We start from the raw sequence: 22,956 nt of genomic DNA, 5'->3' as shown, positions 1-22,956 counted from the left end.
GCGGGCCGGCTCAATTCTTTCATGGTGGACAGAAGGGGTTGCATACAATAAGACCAGAGGGCTGTGTCCGGTTGTCTTCGCGGAAATGTCCGGCTGACGGCAGTGGATGACGGCGTACTTTGAGGCCGAGAGGATGAGACATATGCAGCAGTATATTGCCCGCAGGGGAGACACCGTCAGCCGGATTGCCGCAAAAGCCGGACTGACGCCTGAGCATGTTATTCAAGGAAACCCTTGGGCAGGGGGGCAGCCTTACTTGTATCCGGGACAAATTCTGTTCCTGCCATCCGCTCCGCGCAAACGTTATGCTGTGCAGGAGGGCGACAATGCGGAGCTGATCTCCGCCCTGTTCGGCGTGGAGATAGGTGAGCTTGAGCGGCTGAATCCCGGCGTAACCTCGGCACATTGGTGCGCTCCGGGCAAAGTGCTGGTTATTCCTCCAGCCATGTCCCATTCAGTGGTGCACCTGCGCGGTGAATACGGGCCTAATGAGGTTGAGGAGGATATCACAAAATTAACGGACCAATTTCCTTTTATCCACAAGGACAGCATCGGCACCAGTGTGCTCGGCAAGCCGCTTCATTTGCTGCGGATCGGCAATGGTTCCCGCCATCTCCATGTGAATGCTGCGCTGCATGCCAATGAATGGCTGACATCGCCTTGTCTGATGTCCTTTGTAGAGAAATATGCTGCGGCTTATGCCGAAGGCAAGGAATGGAACGGCCATCATCCCGAAGCGTGGTATAGCCGCTGGACGATATGGGTAGTCCCGATGGCCAACCCCGATGGGGTGGAGCTGGTACAGGAAGGAATACTGACCGGGCATCCCTGTTACAATGAGCTGATGAAATGGAACCACGGCCGGCGCAGTTTCCGGCACTGGAAGGCCAACATCCGGGGTGTGGATCTGGGGGATCAGTTCCCCGCCCACTGGGAAGAGGAGCGGGCCCGGCGGAGTGTGCGGGAGCCTGGGCCGCGCGATTTCAGCGGGCCTGCGCCGCTCAGCGAGCCGGAAGCGGCAGCGCTTGTTAGGCTGGCGGAAGAGATTCCCGGCGATGCTGCCGTATCCCTCCATAGCCAGGGAGGCGAGATTTACTGGAATTACCGGGGGTATGAGCCGCCGGAGAGCAAGGCGCTTGCAGTCAGGCTGGCGGCGGCAAGCGGCTACCGGCCGGTGGAGCTGACCGGCAGCGATGCCGGGTACAAGGATTGGTTCATACAGCGTTTCCGCAAGCCCGGCTTCACCGTGGAGCTGGGCAGCGGCAAAAATCCGCTGCCGCTGGCTGATTTTGGGGATGTGGCGCTGGAGACCGGTCTTATTTTGGCGGCTATTCTTTCAAATTTCAATTAAAAATGAAACAATACCTGCAAATTTGCGTAATATAACAGCAAAGGGTATGGCCGCAGTTTTCATCTAGAAGTTCTCAGCGGCTGTACCCTTTTCAAATCTTCACAACACTTTGGGAGGGCTGTTAATGAAACTGAGAAAACTGCTGTCACTGAAGATGTGGTCCCGGCTTTTCCGCAATTCCTGGCAGTATGTCATATCGCCCGAAGTTGCGCTAACGGACAAGCTGCTGTTCACGGTTCCGGTGCTGCTCTATTGGGTGCTGCCCGATGTTATGCCTTTTCTGCCGATTGACGATATTGGCGTGACGATGCTGCTGACGGGCTGGTTCGTATCACGGATGGACCGTAAATACCCGGCGCTGAGAGCCGGAAGATGAATATTTAGAGAATCTTTAGCGCGGCTGCAGCATCTATTTCAGTAATATAGTTGCTTTTGCAGGCTCATTTCCTTAAAATGAATTATTGAGTATTTAAACTATAGATGCCTGGGAGATGGATAAGGATGAACGTCAAAATTACCCGCAACGCGGCTAAAGTGATAAAGAAAACAATGGAGCTTGAAGGCAACAGCGAGCTGAAGCTGCGCGTAGCCATTACGCATGCCCACGGCGATCATGCCCACTACGGCCTGGATTTGGACACGCCTAAAGAGAATGATGTCGTGGTTACGACAGACAAAGAGATTGATGTCATTCTTGACCCGAACCAGCCGCTGCTGGATGGTGTGAAGATTGATTACCTGTACTTCCCGGAAGAAGGTTTTGTTATCACTAATCCGTCAAAAGGAAATCATGGCGATCACTAAGCGTTCGCCTATATTTTACGGACATAAAGAAGGGTTGCTTCATGGCTAACGATATACGGATTTGCGACGAATGTAATCATATCAAGATGAAGAGTATTCTGCCCAAGCTGCGCAAGATGGCGCCCGATGCCGAGATCAAGACCGGGTGCATCTCCTATTGCGGGCCTTGCGGCAAACGGCCGTTTGTGTATATAAATGGACGGTATGTCAGTGCTCCGACTGAGGATGAAGTGCTGGCGAAAGCCGAAGCTTTTGTCAAAAAGCCGGTCATCAAGGAATAATACTAACCTAGAGAAGTATCGCCTCCGCAAGGGTTTGCGGGGGCTTTTTGCACGCTGAAAACCGCCTCCTAGAGGGGACGTCCGCATCTTCCAGCAACTGCATGTTATAATAGAGCTGTTGTCAAAATTAGAGACCTACATAGGAGGGAATGGAGCCAATGAAGCATATTGCTGATGGAACGATTTTGAATAACGGGATTGTCATGCCGCGTTTTGGACTGGGCACCTATAAGGCAGAGGGCGAAGAGGTCGCCAAAGCCGTAACGACTGCGCTTGAGCTGGGATACCGGAGTATTGATACCGCAGCGGTGTATGGCAACGAAAATGAGGTTGGAAGCTCGATTGCCGCCAGCGGCGTCCCACGGGACAGCTTGTTCGTAACGACCAAGGTATGGAATACGGATCAGGGCTACGATGAGACCTTGAAAGCATTTGATGTCAGTTGCAAGAAGATGGGTCTGGACATTATTGATCTGTACTTGATCCATTGGCCGGGCGTAGACAAATATAAAGATACTTGGCGTGCGCTGGAGCGTCTGTATGCCGAAGGCCGCACCCGGGCTATTGGGGTCAGCAACTTTCAGATCCATCACCTGGAGGAATTGCTTAAGGACAGTGAAATTGTACCCGCTGTGAATCAGGTGGAGCTGCATCCGCGGTTTATCCAGAGAGAGCTGCATGAATACTGCGCCAGCCGGGGGATTCAGATTGAAGCCTGGGCTCCGCTGATGAAGGGCAGATTGCAGGATAATGAACGGCTGCAGGGGATTGCGGCAAAATACGGCAAGACGGTATCGCAGGTAGTTTTACGGTGGGGACTGCAAAATGAGATCGTGATTATTCCGAAATCGGTAACTGCATCGCGGATCAAGGAAAACAGCGAAATCTTCGATTTCGAGCTGTCGGCGGAGGAGCTTGCGGCGATAAGCGGACTCGATGCCGGAGAACGCGTTGGCTCCCATCCGGACAAGGTGTTGTTCTAGTTCGCGCTCAAATTTCATTAACAAGTGTATGTACAAAAATAGCCTTAAGCACTCACAGCAACTGTGGGGCTTAAGGCTATTGGTTTATTGCGGATTGCGCGGAGGCAGCGGCCCGAGGTACTGATAGTACTGGCACTCTATCCGTCCGTTGTACAGCTTCCGCCGTTTGTCCGCCTTGCGTCCGTAGAATTGCTCGAATTCCTTATACGGGCTGATGGCGAAAAAGGACCAGGTCGGCAGGTACAGCATCATTTCGCCGAATTGGCGGGTGAGCTTCTCCACTTCCTTGTCGCTGCTGATCCGCTCTCCGTAAGGCGGATTTGTGATGATGCAGCCGTAATCCCCTTGCGGTCTGGCTTTGGCGGCAGCGATGGTCTGAAAGGTGATCTCACCGGAAAGTCCGGCGCTCTTGGCGTTGGCTTCAGCGATTTCAATCGCGGCAGGGTCGATGTCGGTGCCGGTAAGCTGCAGCGGGTAGTCGTCGCGCACGGCGTCGAAGGCTTCCTCGCGTGCTTCTTCCCAGAGGCGCTTCGGAATTACGGGCCAATGCTCTGACGGGAACGAGCGCCGCAGGCCCGGCGCGATATTCCAGGCGATCATCGCCGCTTCAATAAGCAGCGTGCCGGAACCGCAGCAGGGATCGAACAGCGGACGGTGGCCGTTCCAGCGGCTGATCTGAATCAGCGCAGCGGCCATCGTTTCCTTCAGCGGCGCTTCCGTTGCCTGGCGGCGGTAACCGCGTTTGTGCAGCGCCGGTCCGGTGGTATCCAATGTAATCAAGGCGGTATCATTCAAAAGAATGACTTCTACAACATAGCGGGGCCCGTTCTCCGGGAACCATTCCGTCTGGTGCGAAAGCTTCAGCTTTTCAACAATGGCTTTCTTGACAATCCCTTGGCAGGCGGGTACGCTGGTAAGCTGGGATTTATGCGACCGTCCTTCCACGGGGAATTCCCCGTTCCCGGGAATCCAGTCCTGCCAGTCGATGGCTTTGACGCCTTCGAACAGCTCGTCGAAGGTTCTGGCCGGGAACTGGCCCATCTTCACCAATACCCGGTCAGAGGTGCGCAGCCATAAATTGCAGCGGCAGATGTCGATGTAATCTCCGCTGAACAATACCCGCCCGTTCTCGACCGTGGTCTCATAACCCAATTCGTTTAATTCACGTGCTACGATTGCCTCCAGCCCCATCGGGGCGGTGGCGATCAATTGTAATTTGCCCAAATGCTCTCAACTCCGTTTAACTTGTAGGTAAATATGAAAAGCCAGTACAATAAGTGAAGCAGCAATTCTAGTATGACTAACTTGTATGACTAACCTAGCCCCGCTTTGACGGCGGCTTGTCTTTTCAAGTATAGGGGAATGCGGGACACAGCACAATGCCACTAATAATCAAAGGAGAATACCTATGCCTAATCAGGAAGAATACAGTGAACAGCTATATACAGAGGACGAGATGCTTCTTAAGGTCAAACAAGCAATTACCGACAACCGCATGCCGGAGGTTTCCATTGCGCCGGGCTATGGGCGGCTGCTGACGATGCTGGTCAGCATGTCCCGCTCGGCCTCCATTCTGGAGATCGGAGCCCTTGGCGGATACAGCGGAATTTGCCTGTGCCGCGGACTTGCGTCCGGCGGGCGGCTGACGTCGCTTGAGCTGAAGGCTGAGTATGCGGAGCTTGCAGAGCGCCATCTGCAGCAGGCCGGCTTCGGTGAAGCTGTGGAATACAAGCTCGGCCCTGCGCTGGACAGCCTGAAGCTGCTGGAGGCGGAGGGCCGGCGGTTTGATTTCTTTTTTATCGACGCCGACAAGGAGAATTATCCGAATTATCTCGAGTATGCGATCAGACTAGCCTCTCCGGGAGCGATTATCGCCGGGGATAATATATTTCTGCGCGGACGCACACTGAGCCTGGAGAAGAATGGACCGGCTGTCCAAGCCATGCGCCGCTTCAATGAAATGATTGCCCGTGATGAGCGGCTCATGACTACGCTGCTGCCCGCCTACGACGGCCTGGCGCTTGCTATTGTTAAGTAAGCATCGCCGCTACCGGAATAAACGCGGCGCAGTACCTTTGTACAGCTTCAGCCGCACCCAGACCGTATTGACCAGCAGGAAACCGCCCGAAATCAGGAACAATCCTTCAATTCCGATGTATCCCGCCAAAAAGCCGCCAGTAATCGCTCCCAGCATGTTCCCAAGAGCCAGCATGCTGCTGTTGAAGCCAAAAGCGCGGCTTTCTTTGCCGTCAGGGGTATAGGAGCGGATCAAAGCGTTGACGCTAGGGAGCAGACCTCCCATGAAGACCCCCATCAGAAAGCGGACGGCGATGAGCTGCCAGACACTGGTTACAAAAGCTTGGGGAATGATGAATACGGCAGCGCCGACCAGCGCGTAGGTCAAGATGCGGTGAGCGCCGACCTTGTCGCTAAGCTTGCCCAGCAGCGGCGAAGCCAGCATGTTGGAGATGCCGGTAACGGCGCTGACTACCCCGGCCCAGAAGGCGATGTCTGCCGCTGAGCCGTGCAGCTTTTCTACATACAGCGGAAGCAGGGTCATTGGGCTGATCATGGCAAACTGCAGGAGGAATGTTACCCCGAACAATGCCGGAAGCTGCTGGACTTTGGCCAGCTCCTTGAAGCCTTCCATTACAGAAACCTGCGGCACCTTGGCGGCCTGGGTACGGTCGAACTTCTCCTTGACCAGGAACAGCGCCAGCAGGGAGGCGGCGAACAGGAGCGCACCCACGATATAAAAGATCGGGCGGTACCCGATCCAGTCAGCCATCGCTCCGCCGATCAGCGGTCCAAGAATGGTTCCGGCAACAGAACCGGACTGCATCAGTCCCATGGCAAAACCCATGCGCTCCTTTGGCGTGTTGCCGGAGACGAGCGCGATGGAGGCCGGATTGAAGCCGGAGATTGTTCCGTTAAGCAGCCGGAGCAGCAGAAGCTGCATAGGCGTCTGTGCGAAGCCCATCATCACAATGACCAGCGCCATGCCGAAGCTGGAGCGCAGCAGCATGATTTTGCGCCCGTATTTGTCGGCCAGCTTGCCCCACAGCGGCTGAAACAGAAATGAGGTCATAAAGTTCGCGGCAAAAATAAGTCCGGCCCATATCCCGAGCGAATTGCCTTGGACTCCCAGGTCTTTGGCCAGATATAAAGACAAGAATGGGGTAATCATAGTCATTCCGGCGTTGACCAGAAATTGGCCGAACCAAAGCACAATGAGGTTGATTTTCCAGGTCTCCCAATTCTTCAAAGTGCTTTCACTTCCTTTCAAGAGAATAAATGATTATAGACTCGCAAAAAAAGACATTCTATCAGTATATCATATATTTCAAGTCAATCACTGCAACACTTGTCATAGTAATGTCATTGGATTGTCATTCCCTTGATGGTACGGCGGTTGTTCCGAACTTTTAAAAAGAGCATAATAAGTGATAAGCGTTTACTTAATTAACTATTAAATCTAATGGAGATCTTATCATGGCCTACAATGACACTTTTATCCGCGCATGCAAGAAGCAAGACACGGAGCATATTCCCGTATGGTACATGCGGCAAGCTGGTCGTTACGATCCCGAATACCGTAAAATCAAGGAAAAATACTCGCTGCTGGAAATCTGTGCGCAGCCGGAGCTTGCGGCGGAGGTTACACTAATGCCTGTCCGCAAGCTGGGGGTAGATGCAGCTATCCTGTACTCCGACATCATGAACCCGGTGGCTTCTCTTGGGGTCAAGTTTGATATCGTCAAGAACATCGGACCGGTTATCGAGAATCCGATCCGCACCGCAGCCGATGTGGACAGACTGAAGCCAATTGATGTTGAAGGCGACCTAAGCCACATTCTGAAGACGATTGCAATTCTTGACAGGGAGCTTGACGTGCCGCTGATTACATTTGCCGGTGCGCCTTTTACGATTGCCAGCTATCTGATTGAAGGCCGGCCTTCGAAGAGCTATCACCGCACCAAGGAACTGATGTACAGCCAGCCCCAGGTCTGGCACAAGCTGATGGAAAAGCTCGGTGATATGGTCATCGCCTATCTGCGCAGCCATGTCGTTAGCGGCGGCAAAGCCTTCCAACTGTTCGATAGCTGGGTCGGTGCGCTGGCCCCCCGTGATTTCGAACAATATGTGCTGCCGACCATTTCCCGTATTTTTGCCGGACTTTCCGATCTTGATGTGCCGAAGATCTATTTTCCCGGTGTAAGCTCGGGGGAACTGCTGCCAAGCCTCACGAAGCTTCAGGCTGATGTCATTGGCCTTGACTGGCGTGTGAGCCTCAGTGAAGGCAGACGCCGGACTGGCGGAGCCTTTGCCATTCAGGGCAATCTTGATCCTTATCTGCTGACAGCACCGATGGAGCTGCTGAAGGAACGGGCCAAAGAGCTGATTGATGAAGGCATTCAGGAGCCGGGCTACATATTTAATTTGGGGCATGGATTATTTCCTGAGGCTTCACTGGACACGCTAAGAGAGCTGACGGAGTATATACATGATTATTCGAACGCAGCCCTTAAGAACAGAAAGGAATGAAAACCGTGACTACAAAAATTGGTGTACTGGTGATGTCGTACGGCACGCCTGAAAGTCTGGAGGGCGTAGAGGCCTACTACACCCATATCCGCCGCGGCAATCCGCCTTCCGCAGAGCAGCTTAAGGAGCTGAAGGATCGTTATGAGGCTATCGTCGGCGGAGTTTTTCCGCTGCGGGAGAACACGGACCGTCAAGTAGCAGCATTGCAGAACGCGCTGAACAGCGGCCATAACGCAGAGAATGTGGAGTATGTCTGCTACCAGGGACTGAAGCATGCCCGCCCTTTTATTGAAGATGGTGTAGAGGCCATGCTGCAGGATGGCATTACCAAAGCTGTCGGTATTGTGTTAGCGCCGCACTATTCCGTAATGAGTGTGGGCACTTATATCAAACGGGCACAGGAAAAAGCTGCAGCCAGCGGAATAGAAATGACATTCGTGGAGAGCTATCACCTGCACCCTGAGCTGATAGATGTGCTTAGCCGCAGAGTGGCAGCGAAGCTGGACCTCTTTGAGGAAACGGGGGCGAAGCGCGGGGAGGTTCGGGTGCTGTTCAGCGCGCACAGCCTGCCTGAGCGGATTCTAGCCATGGGTGATCCGTACCGTGATCAGCTCCTGGCAACCTCTGAAGCCATTGCCAAGCAGGCGGGAGTAACCTCCTGGCAATTCACCTGGCAGAGCGCGGGCCGCACAGCCCAGCCGTGGCTCGGTCCCGACATCCTTGAGACGCTCCGTGAGCTTAGTGAGGCACAGGTGAAATATGTCCTGTCAGCTCCAATCGGCTTCGTGTCAGACCATTTGGAGGTGCTGTACGACCTCGACATAGAAGCCCAGGCACTGGCCTCTGAACTGGATCTGCGGCTGCTGCGGATTGATTCCCTCAACAGCGATCCGGCCTATATGTCGGTGCTCAGCGATGTGGTGCAAACTGCGGCAAAAGAGCTGAAGGTGAGCCAGTCATGACCGGCAGAGCCCGTAAGGTAGTGATAATCGGCGGAGGCCTCAGCGGCCTCAGCGCCGCTTTTTATGTCCGCAAATATTACCGGGAAGCCGGAATTCAGCCGGATATTGTTCTGGTAGAGAAGGATAAGTTACTTGGGGGCAAGATTGAGACGCTGCACCGTGAGGGCTTTGTGATTGAGAAGGGTCCAGATTCTTTTCTAGCCCGGAAAACGGAAATGAGCGACCTGGCCAAAGAGCTGGGGATTGATCAGGAGCTGGTGACTACCAACCCGAATGCCAAGAAGACGTACATACTGCAGCGGGGGAAGCTGCATCCGATGCCGGCCGGCCTTGTGCTGGGCATTCCCACGGAGCTGAAGCCGTTTCTGAAGAGCGGACTGATTACATTCGGCGGTAAGCTGCGGGCAATGATGGATTTCGTGATTCCGCCGCGCCGCAGTACTGAGGATGAATCGCTGGGTGAGCTGATCGAACGCCGCCTTGGTACCGAAGTGCTGGAGAATATGACCGAGCCGCTGCTGGCTGGCATTTATGCCGGCGACATGCGCAAGATTAGCCTTCAGGCCACTTTCCCGCAGTTCGGAGAGGTGGAGCGCAAATATGGAAGCCTGATCCGCGGGATGACTGCGGGGCGCAAGCCGGCTGAAACACACACCGGCACCAAAAAGAGCGCCTTTCTGACCTTCCGTAAAGGCTTGCAGAGTCTCGTTCAGGCGCTGATCCACGATTTGCATGATGTGGAGCAGCGGACCGGAACGGGTGTGAAGTCGTTACATCTGCTGAGCGGTGCCGGAGCTGGCACAGCGGCTTCGGCGGGTGGTGCTTCCCCTCGCTATGAAGTGGAGCTGGATGACGGAGAACGGCTGCAGGCGGACGATGTGTACGTCACCGTACAGAATTATGCCGCAGCCGGGCTGCTTCGTCCCCATGTGGATGTGTCGGCGCTGGACGCTGTGAACTATGTATCGGTGGCCAATGTGGTTATGGCCTTTGCCAAGAAGGACATTGTTACGGAATATGACGGTTCAGGTTTCCTGGTCCCGCGCAAAGAAGGCCGCAATATTACAGCTTGTACCTGGACGTCTACCAAGTGGCTGCATACAAGCCCCGACGACAGGGTGCTGCTGCGCTGCTATGTCGGGCGTTCAGGGGATGAACAGAACGTCGGGCTTCCAGATGAAGCGCTGGCGGGTCTGGTGCACAAGGATCTGAAGGAGATTATGGACATCACTGCCGATCCGTTGTTTACGGAGATTACCCGGCTGAAGCATTCCATGCCGCAATATCCGGTAGGCCATCCGGCCAATATTGCCGGACTGCGCAGCGAACTTGCCCGCAAGCTGCCGGGGGTGTATGCCTTCGGAGCCGGCTACGACGGAATCGGCATGCCGGACTGCATCAAGCATGCCAAGCTGACGGCGGAGAGCGCGGCGGGCAGCCTCAGGCAGCAGGAGCCAGCGGCGGTGCCGGAATAGAATTAACGGTGAAGCGGAGAGGGGGGCGCTTCACCGTTTTCTTTTTGAAGGCTGGGCTCTGTCTATTTGGAGGAGGGAGTCCGACTTATGCTATAATAGAAACAATTTACGGGTAAAGGAGATTTGCGTGTACCATGTATCCGCCGCGATCACGTTCCAGACAAAAGCAGAAGCGCAGAAGCAGACAAAGGCGCAGAACGGCCTGGATATGGTTGAATGTAAGTCTGCTATTATTGATTTCTGCTCTCCTAGCTTATTACTTTATCAGCGATAACGGTAGAAGCGGCGAACTGCAGCCGCCAGCCGCGGAAGCGGTAAGCTCGTCTACACCGGATAACGGGGCGGCTGGGCCATCCGCCACTACCACCGCTCAGCCTGAAGCTGCGGCAACCCTGGCGCCGGAGCCTTCGCCAGAGCAAACTTCGGAGCCTTCTCCGGAGCTTTCACCATCCCCATCCCCGGGGGAGGTTAGCGCTTCAGAGGCACCGGTAGCCAGCAGGGTCCCTGCGGATGATGCAGCCGCGGGCGGGAGGGCAACTGCCGGTCTTGTTTCCGGACTGCCGAAGAACGCCGCCGGTAAGACGGTTAAGCTTAATTTTGCCGGGGATGTTATCTTTTCAGGTAAGGTCGGGGAGCTGCTGGAGAAGAAGGGCTACGATTATTCCTACGCCGCTCTGAACGGGCTGTTCAAGCAGGATGATCTTACCATTCTCAATTTGGAGACGCCGATTACCACCGGCGGTGTCGGCGCCGCAAATAAGCAGTTTGTGTTCAAGGGAGCGCCGAAGGCGCTGGATTCATTGAAGGCAGCGGGCGTAGACGCGGTTAATCTGGCTAACAATCATACCCTTGATCAAGGGGAAGAGGGGCTGCTGGATACTCTTAGCCATCTGAGCGGCCGGGGTATTCCCTATGTAGGGGGCGGCGCGAATGCCGCAGAAGCATACACTGCCAAGTATTTTGAACGCCAGGGTATCCGAATTGCCCTGCTGGGCTTCACGCGTGTGATGCCCCGCAGTGACTGGATGGCCGGAACGAACAAGCCGGGAGTTGCCTCGGTGTATGACAGTGCAGAAGCATTGAAGGCCATCGCCGCAGCCAAGAAACAAGCCGACCTGGTGGTAGTCGTGGTGCATTGGGGCAAAGAGCGCATGGAGCAGTATGATAAGACACAGCAGGCGCTGGGTCACAGCTTTATTGATGCGGGAGCAGATCTGGTTATGGGCGGACATCCGCATGTGCTGCAGGGAATAGAGCCATACAAGGGCAAGTGGATCGCTTACAGCACAGGGAATTTTATTTTTACGCGTTCCTCTGTTAAATCTACCTGGGAAACTGCTATATTTCAGGCAGAATGCAATATTACAGGCCAGTGCTCGCTGAAGCTGAATCCGATGGATGCCGAGCTGGGCCAGCCGGTGCCGATGAATGAGGTGGACGGACAGCTTTTGCTGCATAAGGTTGAAACGCTGTCCTCGGGTCGGGTGAAGATCGGCAATGACGGCAGCGTCGTTCAAGCCGGCGGATAGAGGTGCTCATATGATGAAGAATATGTGTGTGGCCCATCGCGGATTTTCCGGTAAAGCCCCGGAGAATACGCTCGCTGCGGTCCGCATGGCAATGGCTCTGCCGTTTGTCCGCTGGATCGAGATTGATGTGCAGCTTACGAGGGATGGCGTGCCCGTAGTGATCCATGATTTCACGCTGGACCGGACGACTAACGGGCACGGCAAGGTGAAGGAGATGGATTACGAGAGCATCCGCCGTCTTGATGCGGGAAGCTGGAAAGGGCGTGCTTTTCGCGGAGAACGCGTTCCTTCACTGGATGAGGTGCTTGCGCTGGCCTCCGGCAGGCTGCACTTGAACATTGAACTGAAGACAAGCGGAGAGATGTATCCCGGCCTGGAGAAGGCGGTTATTGATCTTGTCCATTCGGCCGGCATGCGCGATCAGGTCGTGCTGACCTCATTTGATGCCGGGGCACTGAAGCAGAGCAAAAATCTGGACCCCGGCTTTCAGACTGGACTGATCTACGATTCCAGATCCGGTGACCCGGCGGGGAAGCTGGAGGAGCTGGACTGCTCCTTGTTGTCCATCAGCTACGACCGGCTGAATCCGGGGCTGGTGAAGCTGCTAGCCGGGCGCGGGGTGAAGATTATGGCCTGGACGGTGAACAAAGCCAAGGAAATGCGCCGTTTGGCGGAGATGTCTTCGGATATAATGATTTGTACCAACCGTCCGGATATCTGGGGCGATACGTTTCTGGAAGTCTAAATGAACTCTATAAGAGCGGGAAAGAGAGCTGAAGAACGAATGTGTGCTGATGTTAACAATATTTACTGCGTTGGACGCAACTATAGACAACATGCCGAGGAGCTGGGCAACAAGGTGCCGGTGGAGCCGCTGATCTTTCTGAAGCCGTCCCATGCGGCAGTTCCCCTTGATAAGGCGGTCATTCAGCTCCCCAAGGATGCCGGGCTTATTCATTATGAAGGTGAGATTGTTCTGCGGATTGCGCGGGACTACGTGCCTGGAATGAGCGTGCAGGAGCTTGTGGATGTGATGGCGCTCGGCCTCGATTTCACCCTGCGTGATGTGCATAATGATCTGCAGAAGAAAGGCCTGCCTTGGACACCTGCAAAAGGGTTCAAAAACGCAGCCCCGCTGACTCCATACATTGCATTTCCCGAAACGGAGGAACTGGAAGCCACGGACTTCACTGTGCGCAAGAATGGCGTAGAGGTGCAGCGCGGTAATGTAAAGAATATGATTTTTTCGCTGCAAAACATTGTGGATTTCATTGCCTCACGCTATGGACTCGGCAAAGATGATATCATTTATACCGGTACGCCTGCCGGAGTAGGACCTGTCGTGTCTGGTGATTCGTTTGAGCTCTACTGGGGCGATACCCTGCTGGGTACCTGCCTGATCGGTTAGCGATGCCGGCGGTAATTGAAGTATTGCAATGGGGGATCGGCTTCTGCGGTGCTCTGCTGGTAGCGGGAGCTGCTTATTATAAGCGGTCGCTCAGCTTCTCCGGCATGCTGGCGGCGGTAGTGATGGGAACGATCTATTTCGGAGCAGGGAATGCTTTTTGGTTCGGCATTCTGCTGCTGTTCTTCATTTCCTCCAGCCTGCTCTCGAAGCTTCATCATGAGAACAAGGCGGAGCTGGAAGCCACTTATGACAAAACTGGACGCCGGGACGCAGGCCAGGTCTTCGCCAACGGCGGCCTGGGCATGCTGCTGGTGCTGCTGAACGCCATTTATCCTCTGGAGATATGGGGCTATCTGTTCATCGGTGTTATGGCTACTGTAACCTCGGATACGTGGGCTACAGAAATCGGCACGCTCGCCAAGAAGCCGCCCCGCTCTGTGCTGACAGGGCGGAGACTGCCAACCGGCACCTCCGGTGGCGTCTCGCTGCCGGGAACCCTGGCCGCAGCAGGAGGCGGCGCCCTGATCGGCGCTGCCTCCTGGCTGCTGCGGGCAGCCTCGGGCATGCCGGACCACTCCTTCCTGCTGCTTACGCTGGCAGGACTTCTGGGCGGTCTCGCCGGCGCGTTCGCCGACTCGGGTCTGGGGGCAACCGTGCAGCGGATGAACCGCTGCACGGTGTGCGGCCGCGAGGTGGAGGCCTCGCGGCATTGCGGGCAGCCTACCGTGTACGCACGGGGCTGGCGCTGGATGGACAATGACGCGGTGAATGCGGCCAGTTCAATCTTCGGGGGCATAGTGGCCCTGGTGATCGGCAGCATTTGACGGATCAGCCGCCAGGTTGTTAATGCATAGTAAATTTAGACTCGCAACTTTTGAGGAGGTGAACCGGTGAGCGGTGCATCCATACACAAGCATACAGCCATACTGGATGCTGCCTATGAGCTCTTCGGTTCAGGGGGCTTCTACGAAACGAAGATGTCGGAAGTGGCGGAACGTGCGGGCATTGCCAAAGGCACGGTGTACTTATATTTCAAGAATAAAGAAGATTTGTTCATGGCTGTTACACGCCGCGACTGTGAAGGTTTCCTTCAGCAGCTTGAGGGCAAGCTGCTTGCTTGCGGCAGCCTGACAGAGAAGCTGTGGGTGATTGCGGAGCATCATCTTTTCTATTATTATGAGCGCAAGCAGCATACGAAGCTTTTTTTTCGGGCACCGAACAACAACCCTGAGCTGGTGGCCTATATGGCGCTGTTTATGGAAGAGTACATGCAGGCCGTGGTGAAGGTGCTGCTGGAGGGCGGAGCGTTCGAGCCGGAACTGATGGCGCAGTCGTACATTGGCATGCTGGACCGGCTCAAGATGGACATTCTGTTCGATCCCTCCTTTAAGGAGGAGGATGCGCACAAACGGACGAAATTTGCCGCAGGCCTTTTTATCGGGGGGGCAATCGGCAGCCTGAACGTGGTACTGGGAGATCAACCGGAGGATCGTAAGCCGTAACAGAATCCGGTTTCAAAATATAAGGCAAGCGAGGACAGAGCATGAATATTATGACCGTGGAACATCTTTCCAAAAGCTATGGGGAGAAAATATTGTTCCGTGATGCGTCGTTCGGCATGGATGATCGGGACAAGATTGGTGTCATCGGTGTGAACGGTACGGGCAAATCAACCTTTCTGAAGATTATCGCCGGGCTGGATACTCCGGATGACGGGCAAATCGCCATCGGAAATGCAGTGCGGGTGCAGTATCTGGCGCAGAATCCGCCGTATGGGCCGGACAATACCGTGCTGCAGCAGGTCTTCGCCGGAGACGAGCCGGAGCTTGCGGCAATGCGGGAATACATGGAAACAATGTCTCTTTTGGAGAAAAGCCCAGGCAACCCCGAGCTGGAGAGCAGGCTGGTGCGGATTGGGCAAGCCATCGACGCGGCAGGCACGTGGCAACTGGAGAGCGAGGCCAAAACGGTGTTGACGAAGCTTGGGATCACCCGGTTCGATGCACGGATGGAGACACTCTCAGGGGGCCAACGCAAGCGCGTGGCGTTGGCGGCCGCGCTGATCACACCGTCCGAGCTGCTTATTCTGGATGAGCCGACCAACCATATTGATACGGACTCCGTGGGTTGGCTGGAGCAATATTTGCAGAAACGGCGCGGCGCGCTGCTGATGGTGACGCATGACCGTTATTTCCTCGAACGGGTAGCCAGCGTCATGCTGGAACTCGATGGCGGACAGTTGTACCGCTATGAAGCGAACTACTCGCGGTTTCTGGAGCTGAAGGCCGAACGCGAGGAGCGTGAGGCTTCGGCGGAGCAGAAACGCAAGAATCTGCTGCGCACCGAGCTGGCCTGGATTCGGCGCGGGGCCAAAGCCCGCTCCACGAAGCAGAAGGCAAGAATTGACCGCTTCGAGAAGCTGAAGGAGAACCAGGGACCTGCTTCGGCCAGTCAACTGGATATTTCCGTGGCCTCGGCACGTCTTGGCCGGAAAATCATCGAGCTCAAGGATCTGACCAAGGCGCTTGACGGAAGGGCGCTGATCAAGGATCTGACCTACATCGCTGTTCCGCAGGACCGGGTAGGGATTGTCGGTCCCAACGGAAGCGGCAAATCTACGCTGCTGAATCTGATTGCCGGCAAGCTTCAGCCGGATAGCGGCGAGGTTCAGCTAGGAGCGACCGTCAAGCTGGGGTACTTCACACAGGAGCACCAGGAGATGAATGATACCCAGCGGGTCATTGAATACATTAAGGAGGAAGCGGAGATTATCCGCACAGCCGACGGCAGCGTCATTACAGCGGGCCAGATGCTGGAGCGGTTCCTGTTCCCTCCGGCGATGCAGTGGACTCCAATCGCCAAGCTCTCGGGGGGCGAGAAAAGACGGCTGTATCTGCTGCGGGTACTTATGGGTGCGCCCAATGTGCTGCTGCTGGATGAGCCGACCAACGATCTGGACATCAGCACCCTTGCCGTGCTGGAAGATTATCTTGAGGAGTTTCCCGGTGTAGTCTTCACCGTATCCCATGACCGGTTTTTCCTGGACCGGACCGTGGATAAGCTGATTGCTTTTGAGAATGGAAGCATCCGGCTCCATGTCGGAGACTACAGTGAATATGAGGAATGGCTGGCGAAGAATGTTCCGGCCCGGGGCGGCGAAGCCGTCAAGGAGGAGGGAACCGGGAAACGCAGCTCAACGCCAGAGCAGGGACAAAGTGCTGCGTCGGCACCTTCTGTGCCTAGAGAGAAGCTGAAATTCACCTTCAAGGAACAGCGGGAATTCGAAGGCATTGACGAGCAAATTGAGCTGGCTGAGCAGCAGCTTGCAGACATTAGCACACAGATGGAGGCGGCCTTTGCTGACTCGGGTAGGCTGCAGGAGCTGGTAGAGCAGCAGCGGCTGGGAGAAGCAGAGCTGGAGCGCCTGATGGAGCGCTGGACGTATCTCAATGAGCTGGCTGAGAAAATTGCGGGGAAAGCTTAGATGACACGTTCAATGGAAACCGCAGTCGCCCTGCGCAGTGCCGGTCACGCCGAAGAAGCGAGAAGTCTGCTGCTTCAGCTTCTGGCAGAGGATCAAAGCAATGCGGAGCTGCATTATCAGCTTGCCTGGACCCATGATGTGCTGGGCCTGGAATGGGAGGCTGTTCCTTATTATGAGCGCTCCTTAGCACTCGGCCTGCCCCCGGAACCGCGCATGGGTGCGCTGCTCGGACTTGGCAGTACTTACAGAACGCTGGGGGAATACGATCAGTCAAGGAAGGTACTGGAGCAGGGCATCCGCGAATTTCCGCAGAATAAGGAATTTGCTGTGTTCCTTGCCATGACACTGCATAACCTGGGCGAGCATAGTGAAGCAATGAAGCTGCTATTGACGCTGCTAGCAGAGACTACCTCAGACGAAGGCATCGCCAGCTACCGGAAAGCCCTTCTGTTCTACTCGGATAAGCTGGAGCAGATGTGGAAATAAATCGCTCTCTTATTTAGTCATAACGGCTGTGCCATCCTTTAAAGGACGGTACAGCCGTTTCTGCTTGTCCAGTGGCTTTTATCTGTTGCTCTGTTTGATACCCTACAATGATTGCCTTCTCGTGGACCAGTACACAAGCACTTTGCCAAGCTTGTAATACTATATTGCGAGGAGGAGATATTTATGGTGAGAGCAACCCAAACGGACAGTGAACTCAAAGCCTTCATCGCCGCAGCGGAGAGGGTTTGGTTCGATGTGTATGATTCCGCTGACGATAACAGGGTTATTACAGTAGGCGGGGCAGAGTATAAGCGGCTGCCGCTGAAATACAGCACAAGGGCCAAAGTGATTGCAACTTTCCGGAAATACTGGGGAATCGCGATGAGTGGCAGAATGTTCTGCAATCTGCAGACGGTTTCGAGGAACAATAGGCTTTACGTTATTGTAGGCGACACTGGCATCATTCCCTTTATTCCCTTGCGCATCAGAGTAACGGGGCGAAATGCTACGCGAATCAGGCTGACAGCCGTTCTGTCGGTGGATGGAATAGAGGAAGAAGATTCGGAGAGTGTCCGTTATCTTATTGCCAAGTCGGGAACAACGCTGCGGATTCTCAACAGGGATAAAAAAAATACCGATCCCCGGTATCAGACATGCGGCTAGAGCAGAGCTACTTCATCTGTTGAATCTCCTTAATAGAGAAAAAGGGTACGAATTTCAGCACAAGATCACTGAATCCGTACCCCAGCTCTACATCTTATGGCTGCTCTGCTCCCGCCACGGCAATCATCTGCACGACCGGGCGCGAATCGCCGGTCAGCACAGCTTCATCGGCGTTCATCTGAGAGGAGCCGTCGCCGTCGAGAAAGATGCCTTCCCGCCCCTCGCCGGGGACGGTCTCCAGAATGGCTGTACGGAATTCCTCTGCCGTACAGCGCGCCTGCGTGACGATCAGCCACAGCTTCCCGTCCTGATCGTAGACCAGCCCTGAGCGCATCCGCTGATCGTCCGCAAGGGGAAGATGCTCTGCGGTTGCAGCCGCCTGCCACAGCTCCTCATGCTGCAGATTCATGCTGATGCCGCCCTGCGCCCAGTAATGCCCGCGGTCACTGACCTCCAGCTCGTCTCCAGAGGAGACAACCTGTACCGATAATGTCCCGCTGGCTCCATCCCAAACGAGCGTTCCACGCGGATATTTGGCGTTGAACCAGCCAGAGCCATAAGCCCTTGGCGTTCCGTTCACCGGGCTGTCATTCATAATGGCCACCGACAGGAGATCGCTGCCATAGAAGAAGCCGCCGTTAATCCCGTATGCGGCAATCGGGCGCAGCGGCGTGCCGGCTTTGCGCAGCACGATGTCTTCCGGCGCGACCAGCATCATGTGAAGCTTGGCCTTGCCCGGGCTATCCGCTTGCAAATAACTGTACTTGTGAGGCAGGCCGTCAAAGGCCTCTTTCTTATGCGGATGAGCCAGCAGCACCACAGCTATGGTGATGGCTGTCCCCGCCAGCAGAACGGCTGCGGCAATCAGGTACGGCTTGCGCAGCCATGCCCGCCACTTCTTGCCGAAGCCGGCTTCAATTCCCGCCCACATAGGCAGCGAGAAGCTTCGCCGTGTTCAACACGGCTTGCTTGTGGGTGCGCTCCATGGAGTGGGAGGCATGTACGCCCGGGCCGATCAGCGCGGCACGGATATTGTTCCCGCCCCGCAGTGCTGCGGAGGCATCGGAGCCATATTGCGGATAAATATCCACCGCAAAAGGAATTGCCAGCTTGTTCGCCAGCTCAATCAGCCGGCCGGTCATCGCATAATCATAAGGGCCGGAGGAATCCTTGGCGCAGATGGAGACATCGGTCTCCTTGCAGCTCAGATCATCGCCCATAGCACCCATGTCGACGGCGATCATCTCACTGATCTCGCCGGGAATCCAGGCTGCGCCGTGCCCTACTTCTTCGTAATTTGAGATCAGCAGGGAGAGATTGTGCAGCGGCTTCCAGCCTTCGCGTTTCATGCTTTCCAGCAGGCCGAGCAATGCGGCAACACTGGCTTTATCGTCGAGATGGCGCGATTTGATATACCCGCTTGAGGTAATCACTGCCCGCGCATCGAAGGAGATGAAATCGCCGACGGAAATGCCGAGCTTCAGCACATCATCCTTGGTCGAGACCAGCTCGTCGATGCGGACCTCCATATTTTCCTCTGCCCGCTTGAAGTCCCGCGCGTCCGCGTACACGTGAACAGAAGGGTGGCTCGTCAGAATGGTACCCGTGTAGGTTAAGCCAGAGCGGGTATGAATGACACAATACTCATTTTCGATGCTGTTCATCGTAAAGCCGCCGACCGAGGTCAGGCGCAGTGTACCGTTTGGCTTGATCGAACGCACCATAGCTCCGAGCGTATCCACATGGGCGCTGATGCCAATGGTACGCGAAGGATCGAGACCGGGAACGGTGAGGATAACCCCGCCTTTTTCGTTCCAACTGAGTGGTACGTTCAGCGCTGCCGCCTCCTCAGCGACCAGACTCATGACTTGTGCTGTATAGCCGCTGGGGCTGGGGGTATCGAGCAGTTTTTTTAATATGGATAAAATGTAATCTTCATTAGGTTGAATGGTAAGCAAGGTATAGTCCTCCTGTTCTTTGTATAATCTTAGAGCTCGGGCAGGTTGTTCGAGGTAAGACTGTCCTTTTGGTTCGGCAGATCGTCCAGAGCATTGCCCGCATCACGGAGCTTATTCAGCTCTGCCGTAAGCACTTTGATTTGCTTCTGCAGCTTATATTGGCGGAAAATTCCGTAGGAACCGACAATAACTCCGCCGATTAGCGCACAGCCGAGAATAACCAGAATCAGCGGAAGGCTGACTTGATCAAAATAAAAGTTAACCTGAACCGGATCTACATTGATAACTGCAAATACGGCTGTCAGCAGGGCGAAGATCAGACCTAATATTAGTGACCATTGCAATTTCAAATAACTTCCTCCTCTGAACGTGGTGGCATTAGAAATCCCCTGCCCGCACCGGGCAGGGGATTACGGTAATACTAAGCTTTATGCCTTATTTGGTCAACTGCTCCATCTGCTCAATCACGCTCTCAAACACACTCATAGCTTCGCGGATCGGCTCAGGAGAGGACATGTCGACTCCCGCCTTGGAGAGAATATTGATCGAATAGTCGCTGCCGCCGCTTTTCAGGAAGCCGAGGTAACGGTCCACCGCCGGTTTGCCTTCCTCCAGAATCTGCTTGGAGAAGCTGGTTGCCGCCGAGAAGCCGGTAGCATATTTATAGACATAGAAGCTGTTGTAGAAATGCGGAATCCGCGCCCACTCCATCTCGATGTCCTTGTCCACAACCATACTTTTACCATAGTACTTGACGTTAAGGTCATAGTAGATGGCTGAGAGATCCTGCGGAGTCAGTGATTCGCCGTCTTCGGCGCGCTGGTGAATGATCTTCTCGAATTCCGCGAACATTGTTTGCCGGAACACGGTGGTGCGGAATTGGTCGGCGTAATACGTGAGCAGATACATTTTTTCCTTCGGATCGGTCGACTTGTTCAGCAGATAATCCATCAGCAGCGCTTCGTTGGTCGTGGAAGCCACCTCTGCGAGGAAAATCGTGTACTGCGCATCGCGGTATTTCAGCGCATTGTCCGAATAGTAGGAATGCAGGGCATGGCCCATTTCATGTGCCAGGGTGAACATGCTGTTCAGATTGTCGTTGTGGTTGAGCAGCACATAAGGGTGAGTGCCGTAGGCTCCCCAGCTATAGGCGCCGGTGCGCTTATTCTCATTTTCATAAATATCAATCCAGCCCTTGTCATAGCCCTCTTGAAGCACACCCAGATAATCCTCGCCGAGCGGCTTCAGACCTTCCTTAGTAATCTTCTTGGCCTCTTCAAAGGTAATGTCCAGCTTGTATTCATCCACCAGCGGTGCGAACAGGTCATACATATGTAGCTCGTCGACGCCCAGCAGCTTCTGGCGCAGCTTCATGTAACGGTGCATCAGCGGCAGGCTCTCATGAATGGTGTCGATCAGGTTCGTGTACACTTCCTTAGGAATGTTGTCGCCATAGAGCGACATTTCCAGAACGGAAGGGTATTTGCGTACCCGCGAGTAAAATACATTCTTGTTCACATTGGCGCTCAGTGTGGCAGCAATTGTGTTTTTTTGTTTGGCGTAAGTTTCATAGACCGCCTTAAAAGCGTTCTTGCGAACCTCACGATCCGGGCTCTCCAGGAACTGAATGTAGCTGCCGTGCGTCAGCTCCACTTCCTTGCCTTCCTCGTTTTTGATCTTAGGGAATTTCAGGTCCGCATTGTTCAGCATGCCGAAGATCGTCTGCGGTGCCTGGGAGATATTGCCCACCTGTGCGAGCAGCGCTTCTTCCGCTTTGGAGAGGACATGCGCTTTCTCACGCTTCATTTCCGTTAAAGTGAAAGTATAATCGGACAGGCTGGGATCAGCGATGAACTGGTCGAGCTTCTCATTGGGCAGAGCCAGAATTTCCGGTGTGACAAAAGAAAAGGCTTCTCCTGCTTCAACGCCAATCTTCTTCGCCTTAGAGGAGAGCGCTTGGTAGACCGGTGCGGCTGTATCTTCATCCTGGCGCATATGCGCGTAAACATAGAGGCGTTCGGTCAGCAGGGACAGCTTATCATCCAGTTCAAAGCACTTCTTAAGCGCTTCAGGGGAGTCCAGCTTGCCCTGGAAGTCTGCAGCGCTCTTGATGAGCTCCTTTGCTTCCTTATACTCTGCATCCCATTGATCTTGTGAGGCAAACATGTCTTCAAGCTTCCAGCGGTTTTCGGCGGGTACTTCACTTCTTTTCAATAACTGTTCCATAGAAATCCTCCTCGGATGATGGGATGTAGTAGGCATAGTCTTCTGCGGTGCTGCTGACATTGCGGGATCGCCCGGCAGCAGACTTAAGGCAAGCAGAAGCGGGAGGGACTTGGTGAAAAAGGACATTGACGGCAGCCTCCTGATCGTTAAGGTCGGCTTAGTATGCCCTGCCAGATCCTGATTATTTAAAATATAAGAAAGTATAAGCTTCACGCTATACTTTATCCTTATATTTCTCGCTGAAACGGATGCCGGCCTTTGAAGGACGGCGTAGCCGTTTCTGCTTGCCCTATGCCGTGGAAGTTATGCGAGAAAGCTATAAATAATGAAGATAAAAGCCAAGGCGATCAATATGACCGCAGTCAGCGCCATCCCCCGCTTCAGGCGGGGGGGCACCTTGTCCTTGCCCATAATCAGAACTGCTCCGAGACAGAGAACTACAACTACAAATATAGCGAGACTCTCGTTACCCATAGCTATACCTGCTTGAAGGCAGCGATAATGTTTTTGTACTCTTCTTCATTATCCTTATATGATTCTTTGTTGAAACGGTTATTAACCCATTCCATCATGGCCGGACGGCTCATAAAGGTATGTGTTTCTTCTCCCCATTGGTCGGAAATCTCGCGCAGGACAATATAACGGCCCTGAACCTCCACTGTCATCATATTCCACTTATCTGTTTTGTATATTTCATGTTTTTTGATCATTATCATTACCACCCTGGCGATTTTTGGCTTTTGGGTCAATGATAACGCAGAGGGGAAGTGAAAAGCAAATATTATCACGCGGGAAGGGAAA

25 protein-coding genes are annotated in these 22,956 nt (G+C 54.4%); 17 read left to right on the top strand and 8 right to left on the bottom strand.

The window, feature by feature from the left end; genetic code table 11:
• Positions 1–142: 142 nt before the first annotated feature.
• From B212_RS0115685 to B212_RS0115665, 5 genes are all read left to right on the top strand, one after another.
• Entirely contained in the window at positions 143–1,351 is a 1,209-nt protein-coding gene (locus B212_RS0115685; protein ID WP_019911864.1) for a M14 family metallopeptidase, read from the top strand.
• Positions 1,352–1,475: 124 nt separating this feature from the next.
• Positions 1,476–1,727 carry a hypothetical protein gene (locus B212_RS0115680; protein ID WP_019911863.1) on the top strand — a complete coding sequence of 84 codons (252 nt, stop codon included), beginning with the start codon at positions 1,476–1,478 and terminating at the stop codon, positions 1,725–1,727.
• A gap of 125 nt (positions 1,728–1,852) precedes the next feature.
• On the top strand, positions 1,853–2,155 hold the full coding sequence (locus B212_RS0115675; RefSeq protein WP_019911862.1) for a HesB/IscA family protein: 303 nt from the start codon (positions 1,853–1,855) through the stop codon (positions 2,153–2,155).
• 41 nt (positions 2,156–2,196) lie between these two features.
• Positions 2,197–2,436, top strand: coding sequence for a DUF1450 domain-containing protein (locus tag B212_RS0115670; RefSeq protein ID WP_019911861.1), 240 nt, complete (start codon positions 2,197–2,199; stop codon positions 2,434–2,436).
• Between the two features lie 158 nt (positions 2,437–2,594).
• The gene (locus B212_RS0115665; protein ID WP_019911860.1) at positions 2,595–3,419 is read left to right on the top strand and encodes an aldo/keto reductase; all 825 of its coding nucleotides are present in this window, start codon (positions 2,595–2,597) and stop codon (positions 3,417–3,419) included.
• A gap of 84 nt (positions 3,420–3,503) precedes the next feature.
• Here the strand turns inward: B212_RS0115665 and B212_RS0115660 are convergent, their stop codons facing one another.
• Entirely contained in the window at positions 3,504–4,643 is a 1,140-nt protein-coding gene (locus B212_RS0115660; RefSeq protein ID WP_019911859.1) for a THUMP domain-containing class I SAM-dependent RNA methyltransferase, read from the bottom strand.
• Between the two features lie 184 nt (positions 4,644–4,827).
• Here B212_RS0115660 and B212_RS0115655 point away from each other — a divergent pair, with 184 nt between their 5' ends.
• A complete protein-coding gene (locus tag B212_RS0115655; protein ID WP_019911857.1) occupies positions 4,828–5,457 on the top strand; it encodes an O-methyltransferase in 630 nt (209 codons plus the stop codon).
• Between the two features lie 9 nt (positions 5,458–5,466).
• Here B212_RS0115655 and B212_RS0115650 read toward each other — a convergent pair whose 3' ends face one another.
• Positions 5,467–6,684 (bottom strand): MFS transporter, encoded by a 1,218-nt coding sequence (locus B212_RS0115650; RefSeq protein ID WP_019911856.1) that lies wholly within the window; start codon positions 6,682–6,684, stop codon positions 5,467–5,469.
• Between the two features lie 227 nt (positions 6,685–6,911).
• Here B212_RS0115650 and hemE point away from each other — a divergent pair, with 227 nt between their 5' ends.
• From hemE to B212_RS0115595, 11 genes are all read left to right on the top strand, one after another.
• Entirely contained in the window at positions 6,912–7,964 is a 1,053-nt protein-coding gene (gene hemE / locus B212_RS0115645; RefSeq protein ID WP_019911855.1) for a uroporphyrinogen decarboxylase, read from the top strand.
• A 5-nt stretch (positions 7,965–7,969) separates the two neighbouring features.
• On the top strand, positions 7,970–8,926 hold the full coding sequence (gene hemH / locus B212_RS0115640; RefSeq protein ID WP_028530868.1) for a ferrochelatase: 957 nt from the start codon (positions 7,970–7,972) through the stop codon (positions 8,924–8,926).
• Positions 8,923–10,401 (top strand): protoporphyrinogen oxidase, encoded by a 1,479-nt coding sequence (hemG, locus tag B212_RS0115635; protein WP_019911853.1) that lies wholly within the window; start codon positions 8,923–8,925, stop codon positions 10,399–10,401. The genes hemH and hemG overlap by 4 nt, the downstream gene beginning before the upstream one ends.
• Positions 10,402–10,535: 134 nt before the next feature.
• Positions 10,536–11,930, top strand: coding sequence for a CapA family protein (locus tag B212_RS0115630; protein WP_019911852.1), 1,395 nt, complete (start codon positions 10,536–10,538; stop codon positions 11,928–11,930).
• 13 nt (positions 11,931–11,943) lie between these two features.
• Complete coding sequence (locus tag B212_RS0115625; RefSeq protein ID WP_028530867.1) at positions 11,944–12,675, top strand: glycerophosphodiester phosphodiesterase family protein; 732 nt, start codon at positions 11,944–11,946, stop codon at positions 12,673–12,675.
• Between the two features lie 39 nt (positions 12,676–12,714).
• Positions 12,715–13,338 carry a fumarylacetoacetate hydrolase family protein gene (locus B212_RS0115620; RefSeq protein ID WP_019911849.1) on the top strand — a complete coding sequence of 208 codons (624 nt, stop codon included), beginning with the start codon at positions 12,715–12,717 and terminating at the stop codon, positions 13,336–13,338.
• 23 nt (positions 13,339–13,361) lie between these two features.
• A complete protein-coding gene (locus B212_RS0115615; RefSeq protein ID WP_028530866.1) occupies positions 13,362–14,162 on the top strand; it encodes a DUF92 domain-containing protein in 801 nt (266 codons plus the stop codon).
• Positions 14,163–14,228: 66 nt separating this feature from the next.
• Positions 14,229–14,840 (top strand): TetR/AcrR family transcriptional regulator, encoded by a 612-nt coding sequence (locus tag B212_RS0115610; protein ID WP_019911846.1) that lies wholly within the window; start codon positions 14,229–14,231, stop codon positions 14,838–14,840.
• Positions 14,841–14,881: 41 nt separating this feature from the next.
• Complete coding sequence (locus tag B212_RS0115605) at positions 14,882–16,822, top strand: ABC-F family ATP-binding cassette domain-containing protein (protein ID WP_019911845.1); 1,941 nt, start codon at positions 14,882–14,884, stop codon at positions 16,820–16,822.
• Positions 16,823–17,308 (top strand): tetratricopeptide repeat protein, encoded by a 486-nt coding sequence (locus B212_RS0115600; RefSeq protein ID WP_019911844.1) that lies wholly within the window; start codon positions 16,823–16,825, stop codon positions 17,306–17,308.
• A 183-nt stretch (positions 17,309–17,491) separates the two neighbouring features.
• Positions 17,492–17,971 (top strand): hypothetical protein, encoded by a 480-nt coding sequence (locus B212_RS0115595; protein ID WP_019911843.1) that lies wholly within the window; start codon positions 17,492–17,494, stop codon positions 17,969–17,971.
• A 94-nt stretch (positions 17,972–18,065) separates the two neighbouring features.
• Here the strand turns inward: B212_RS0115595 and B212_RS0115590 are convergent, their stop codons facing one another.
• The 6 genes from B212_RS0115590 to B212_RS0115565 all read right to left on the bottom strand — a co-directional run bounded on the left by B212_RS0115590 (position 18,066) and on the right by B212_RS0115565 (position 22,865).
• Positions 18,066–18,902 (bottom strand): phosphodiester glycosidase family protein, encoded by an 837-nt coding sequence (locus tag B212_RS0115590; RefSeq protein WP_019911842.1) that lies wholly within the window; start codon positions 18,900–18,902, stop codon positions 18,066–18,068.
• Positions 18,886–19,929 (bottom strand): M42 family metallopeptidase, encoded by a 1,044-nt coding sequence (locus tag B212_RS0115585; RefSeq protein WP_019911841.1) that lies wholly within the window; start codon positions 19,927–19,929, stop codon positions 18,886–18,888. Before B212_RS0115585 ends, B212_RS0115590 begins: the two co-directional genes overlap by 17 nt.
• Before the next feature lie 29 nt (positions 19,930–19,958).
• Positions 19,959–20,279, bottom strand: coding sequence for a LapA family protein (locus tag B212_RS31555; protein ID WP_019911840.1), 321 nt, complete (start codon positions 20,277–20,279; stop codon positions 19,959–19,961).
• A gap of 85 nt (positions 20,280–20,364) precedes the next feature.
• A complete protein-coding gene (pepF, locus tag B212_RS0115575; protein ID WP_028530865.1) occupies positions 20,365–22,155 on the bottom strand; it encodes an oligoendopeptidase F in 1,791 nt (596 codons plus the stop codon).
• Between the two features lie 303 nt (positions 22,156–22,458).
• A complete protein-coding gene (locus B212_RS35030; RefSeq protein ID WP_019911838.1) occupies positions 22,459–22,629 on the bottom strand; it encodes a hypothetical protein in 171 nt (56 codons plus the stop codon).
• Positions 22,630–22,631: 2 nt separating this feature from the next.
• Complete coding sequence (locus tag B212_RS0115565) at positions 22,632–22,865, bottom strand: hypothetical protein (RefSeq protein ID WP_019911835.1); 234 nt, start codon at positions 22,863–22,865, stop codon at positions 22,632–22,634.
• Between the last annotated feature and the right edge of the window lie 91 nt (positions 22,866–22,956).

The organism is Paenibacillus sp. HW567 (assembly GCF_000374185.1).
GTDB lineage: Bacteria > Bacillota > Bacilli > Paenibacillales > Paenibacillaceae > Paenibacillus_AQ.
Note: the sequence above shows the minus strand (reverse complement) of the source record. Positions and strands in the feature narration are given on the sequence as shown.

What these genes read in the sequence shown, in the direction of transcription:
- B212_RS0115605 (WP_019911845.1), top strand. Translation starts at nt 14,882, where the DNA reads ATGAATATTATGACCGTGGAACATCTTTCCAAAAGCTATGGGGAGAAA.
- B212_RS0115630 (WP_019911852.1), top strand. Translation starts at nt 10,536, where the DNA reads ATGTATCCGCCGCGATCACGTTCCAGACAAAAGCAGAAGCGCAGAAGC.
- B212_RS0115685 (WP_019911864.1), top strand. Translation starts at nt 143, where the DNA reads ATGCAGCAGTATATTGCCCGCAGGGGAGACACCGTCAGCCGGATTGCC.
- B212_RS0115600 (WP_019911844.1), top strand. Translation starts at nt 16,823, where the DNA reads ATGACACGTTCAATGGAAACCGCAGTCGCCCTGCGCAGTGCCGGTCAC.
- hemG (WP_019911853.1), top strand. Translation starts at nt 8,923, where the DNA reads ATGACCGGCAGAGCCCGTAAGGTAGTGATAATCGGCGGAGGCCTCAGC.
- B212_RS0115595 (WP_019911843.1), top strand. Translation starts at nt 17,492, where the DNA reads ATGGTGAGAGCAACCCAAACGGACAGTGAACTCAAAGCCTTCATCGCC.
- B212_RS0115680 (WP_019911863.1), top strand. Translation starts at nt 1,476, where the DNA reads ATGAAACTGAGAAAACTGCTGTCACTGAAGATGTGGTCCCGGCTTTTC.
- B212_RS35030 (WP_019911838.1), bottom strand. Translation starts at nt 22,629, where the DNA reads ATGGGTAACGAGAGTCTCGCTATATTTGTAGTTGTAGTTCTCTGTCTC.
- B212_RS0115670 (WP_019911861.1), top strand. Translation starts at nt 2,197, where the DNA reads ATGGCTAACGATATACGGATTTGCGACGAATGTAATCATATCAAGATG.
- B212_RS0115625 (WP_028530867.1), top strand. Translation starts at nt 11,944, where the DNA reads ATGAAGAATATGTGTGTGGCCCATCGCGGATTTTCCGGTAAAGCCCCG.
- B212_RS0115655 (WP_019911857.1), top strand. Translation starts at nt 4,828, where the DNA reads ATGCCTAATCAGGAAGAATACAGTGAACAGCTATATACAGAGGACGAG.
- pepF (WP_028530865.1), bottom strand. Translation starts at nt 22,155, where the DNA reads ATGGAACAGTTATTGAAAAGAAGTGAAGTACCCGCCGAAAACCGCTGG.
- B212_RS0115675 (WP_019911862.1), top strand. Translation starts at nt 1,853, where the DNA reads ATGAACGTCAAAATTACCCGCAACGCGGCTAAAGTGATAAAGAAAACA.
- hemE (WP_019911855.1), top strand. Translation starts at nt 6,912, where the DNA reads ATGGCCTACAATGACACTTTTATCCGCGCATGCAAGAAGCAAGACACG.
- B212_RS0115665 (WP_019911860.1), top strand. Translation starts at nt 2,595, where the DNA reads ATGAAGCATATTGCTGATGGAACGATTTTGAATAACGGGATTGTCATG.
- B212_RS0115590 (WP_019911842.1), bottom strand. Translation starts at nt 18,902, where the DNA reads ATGTGGGCGGGAATTGAAGCCGGCTTCGGCAAGAAGTGGCGGGCATGG.
- B212_RS0115620 (WP_019911849.1), top strand. Translation starts at nt 12,715, where the DNA reads ATGTGTGCTGATGTTAACAATATTTACTGCGTTGGACGCAACTATAGA.
- B212_RS0115565 (WP_019911835.1), bottom strand. Translation starts at nt 22,865, where the DNA reads ATGATCAAAAAACATGAAATATACAAAACAGATAAGTGGAATATGATG.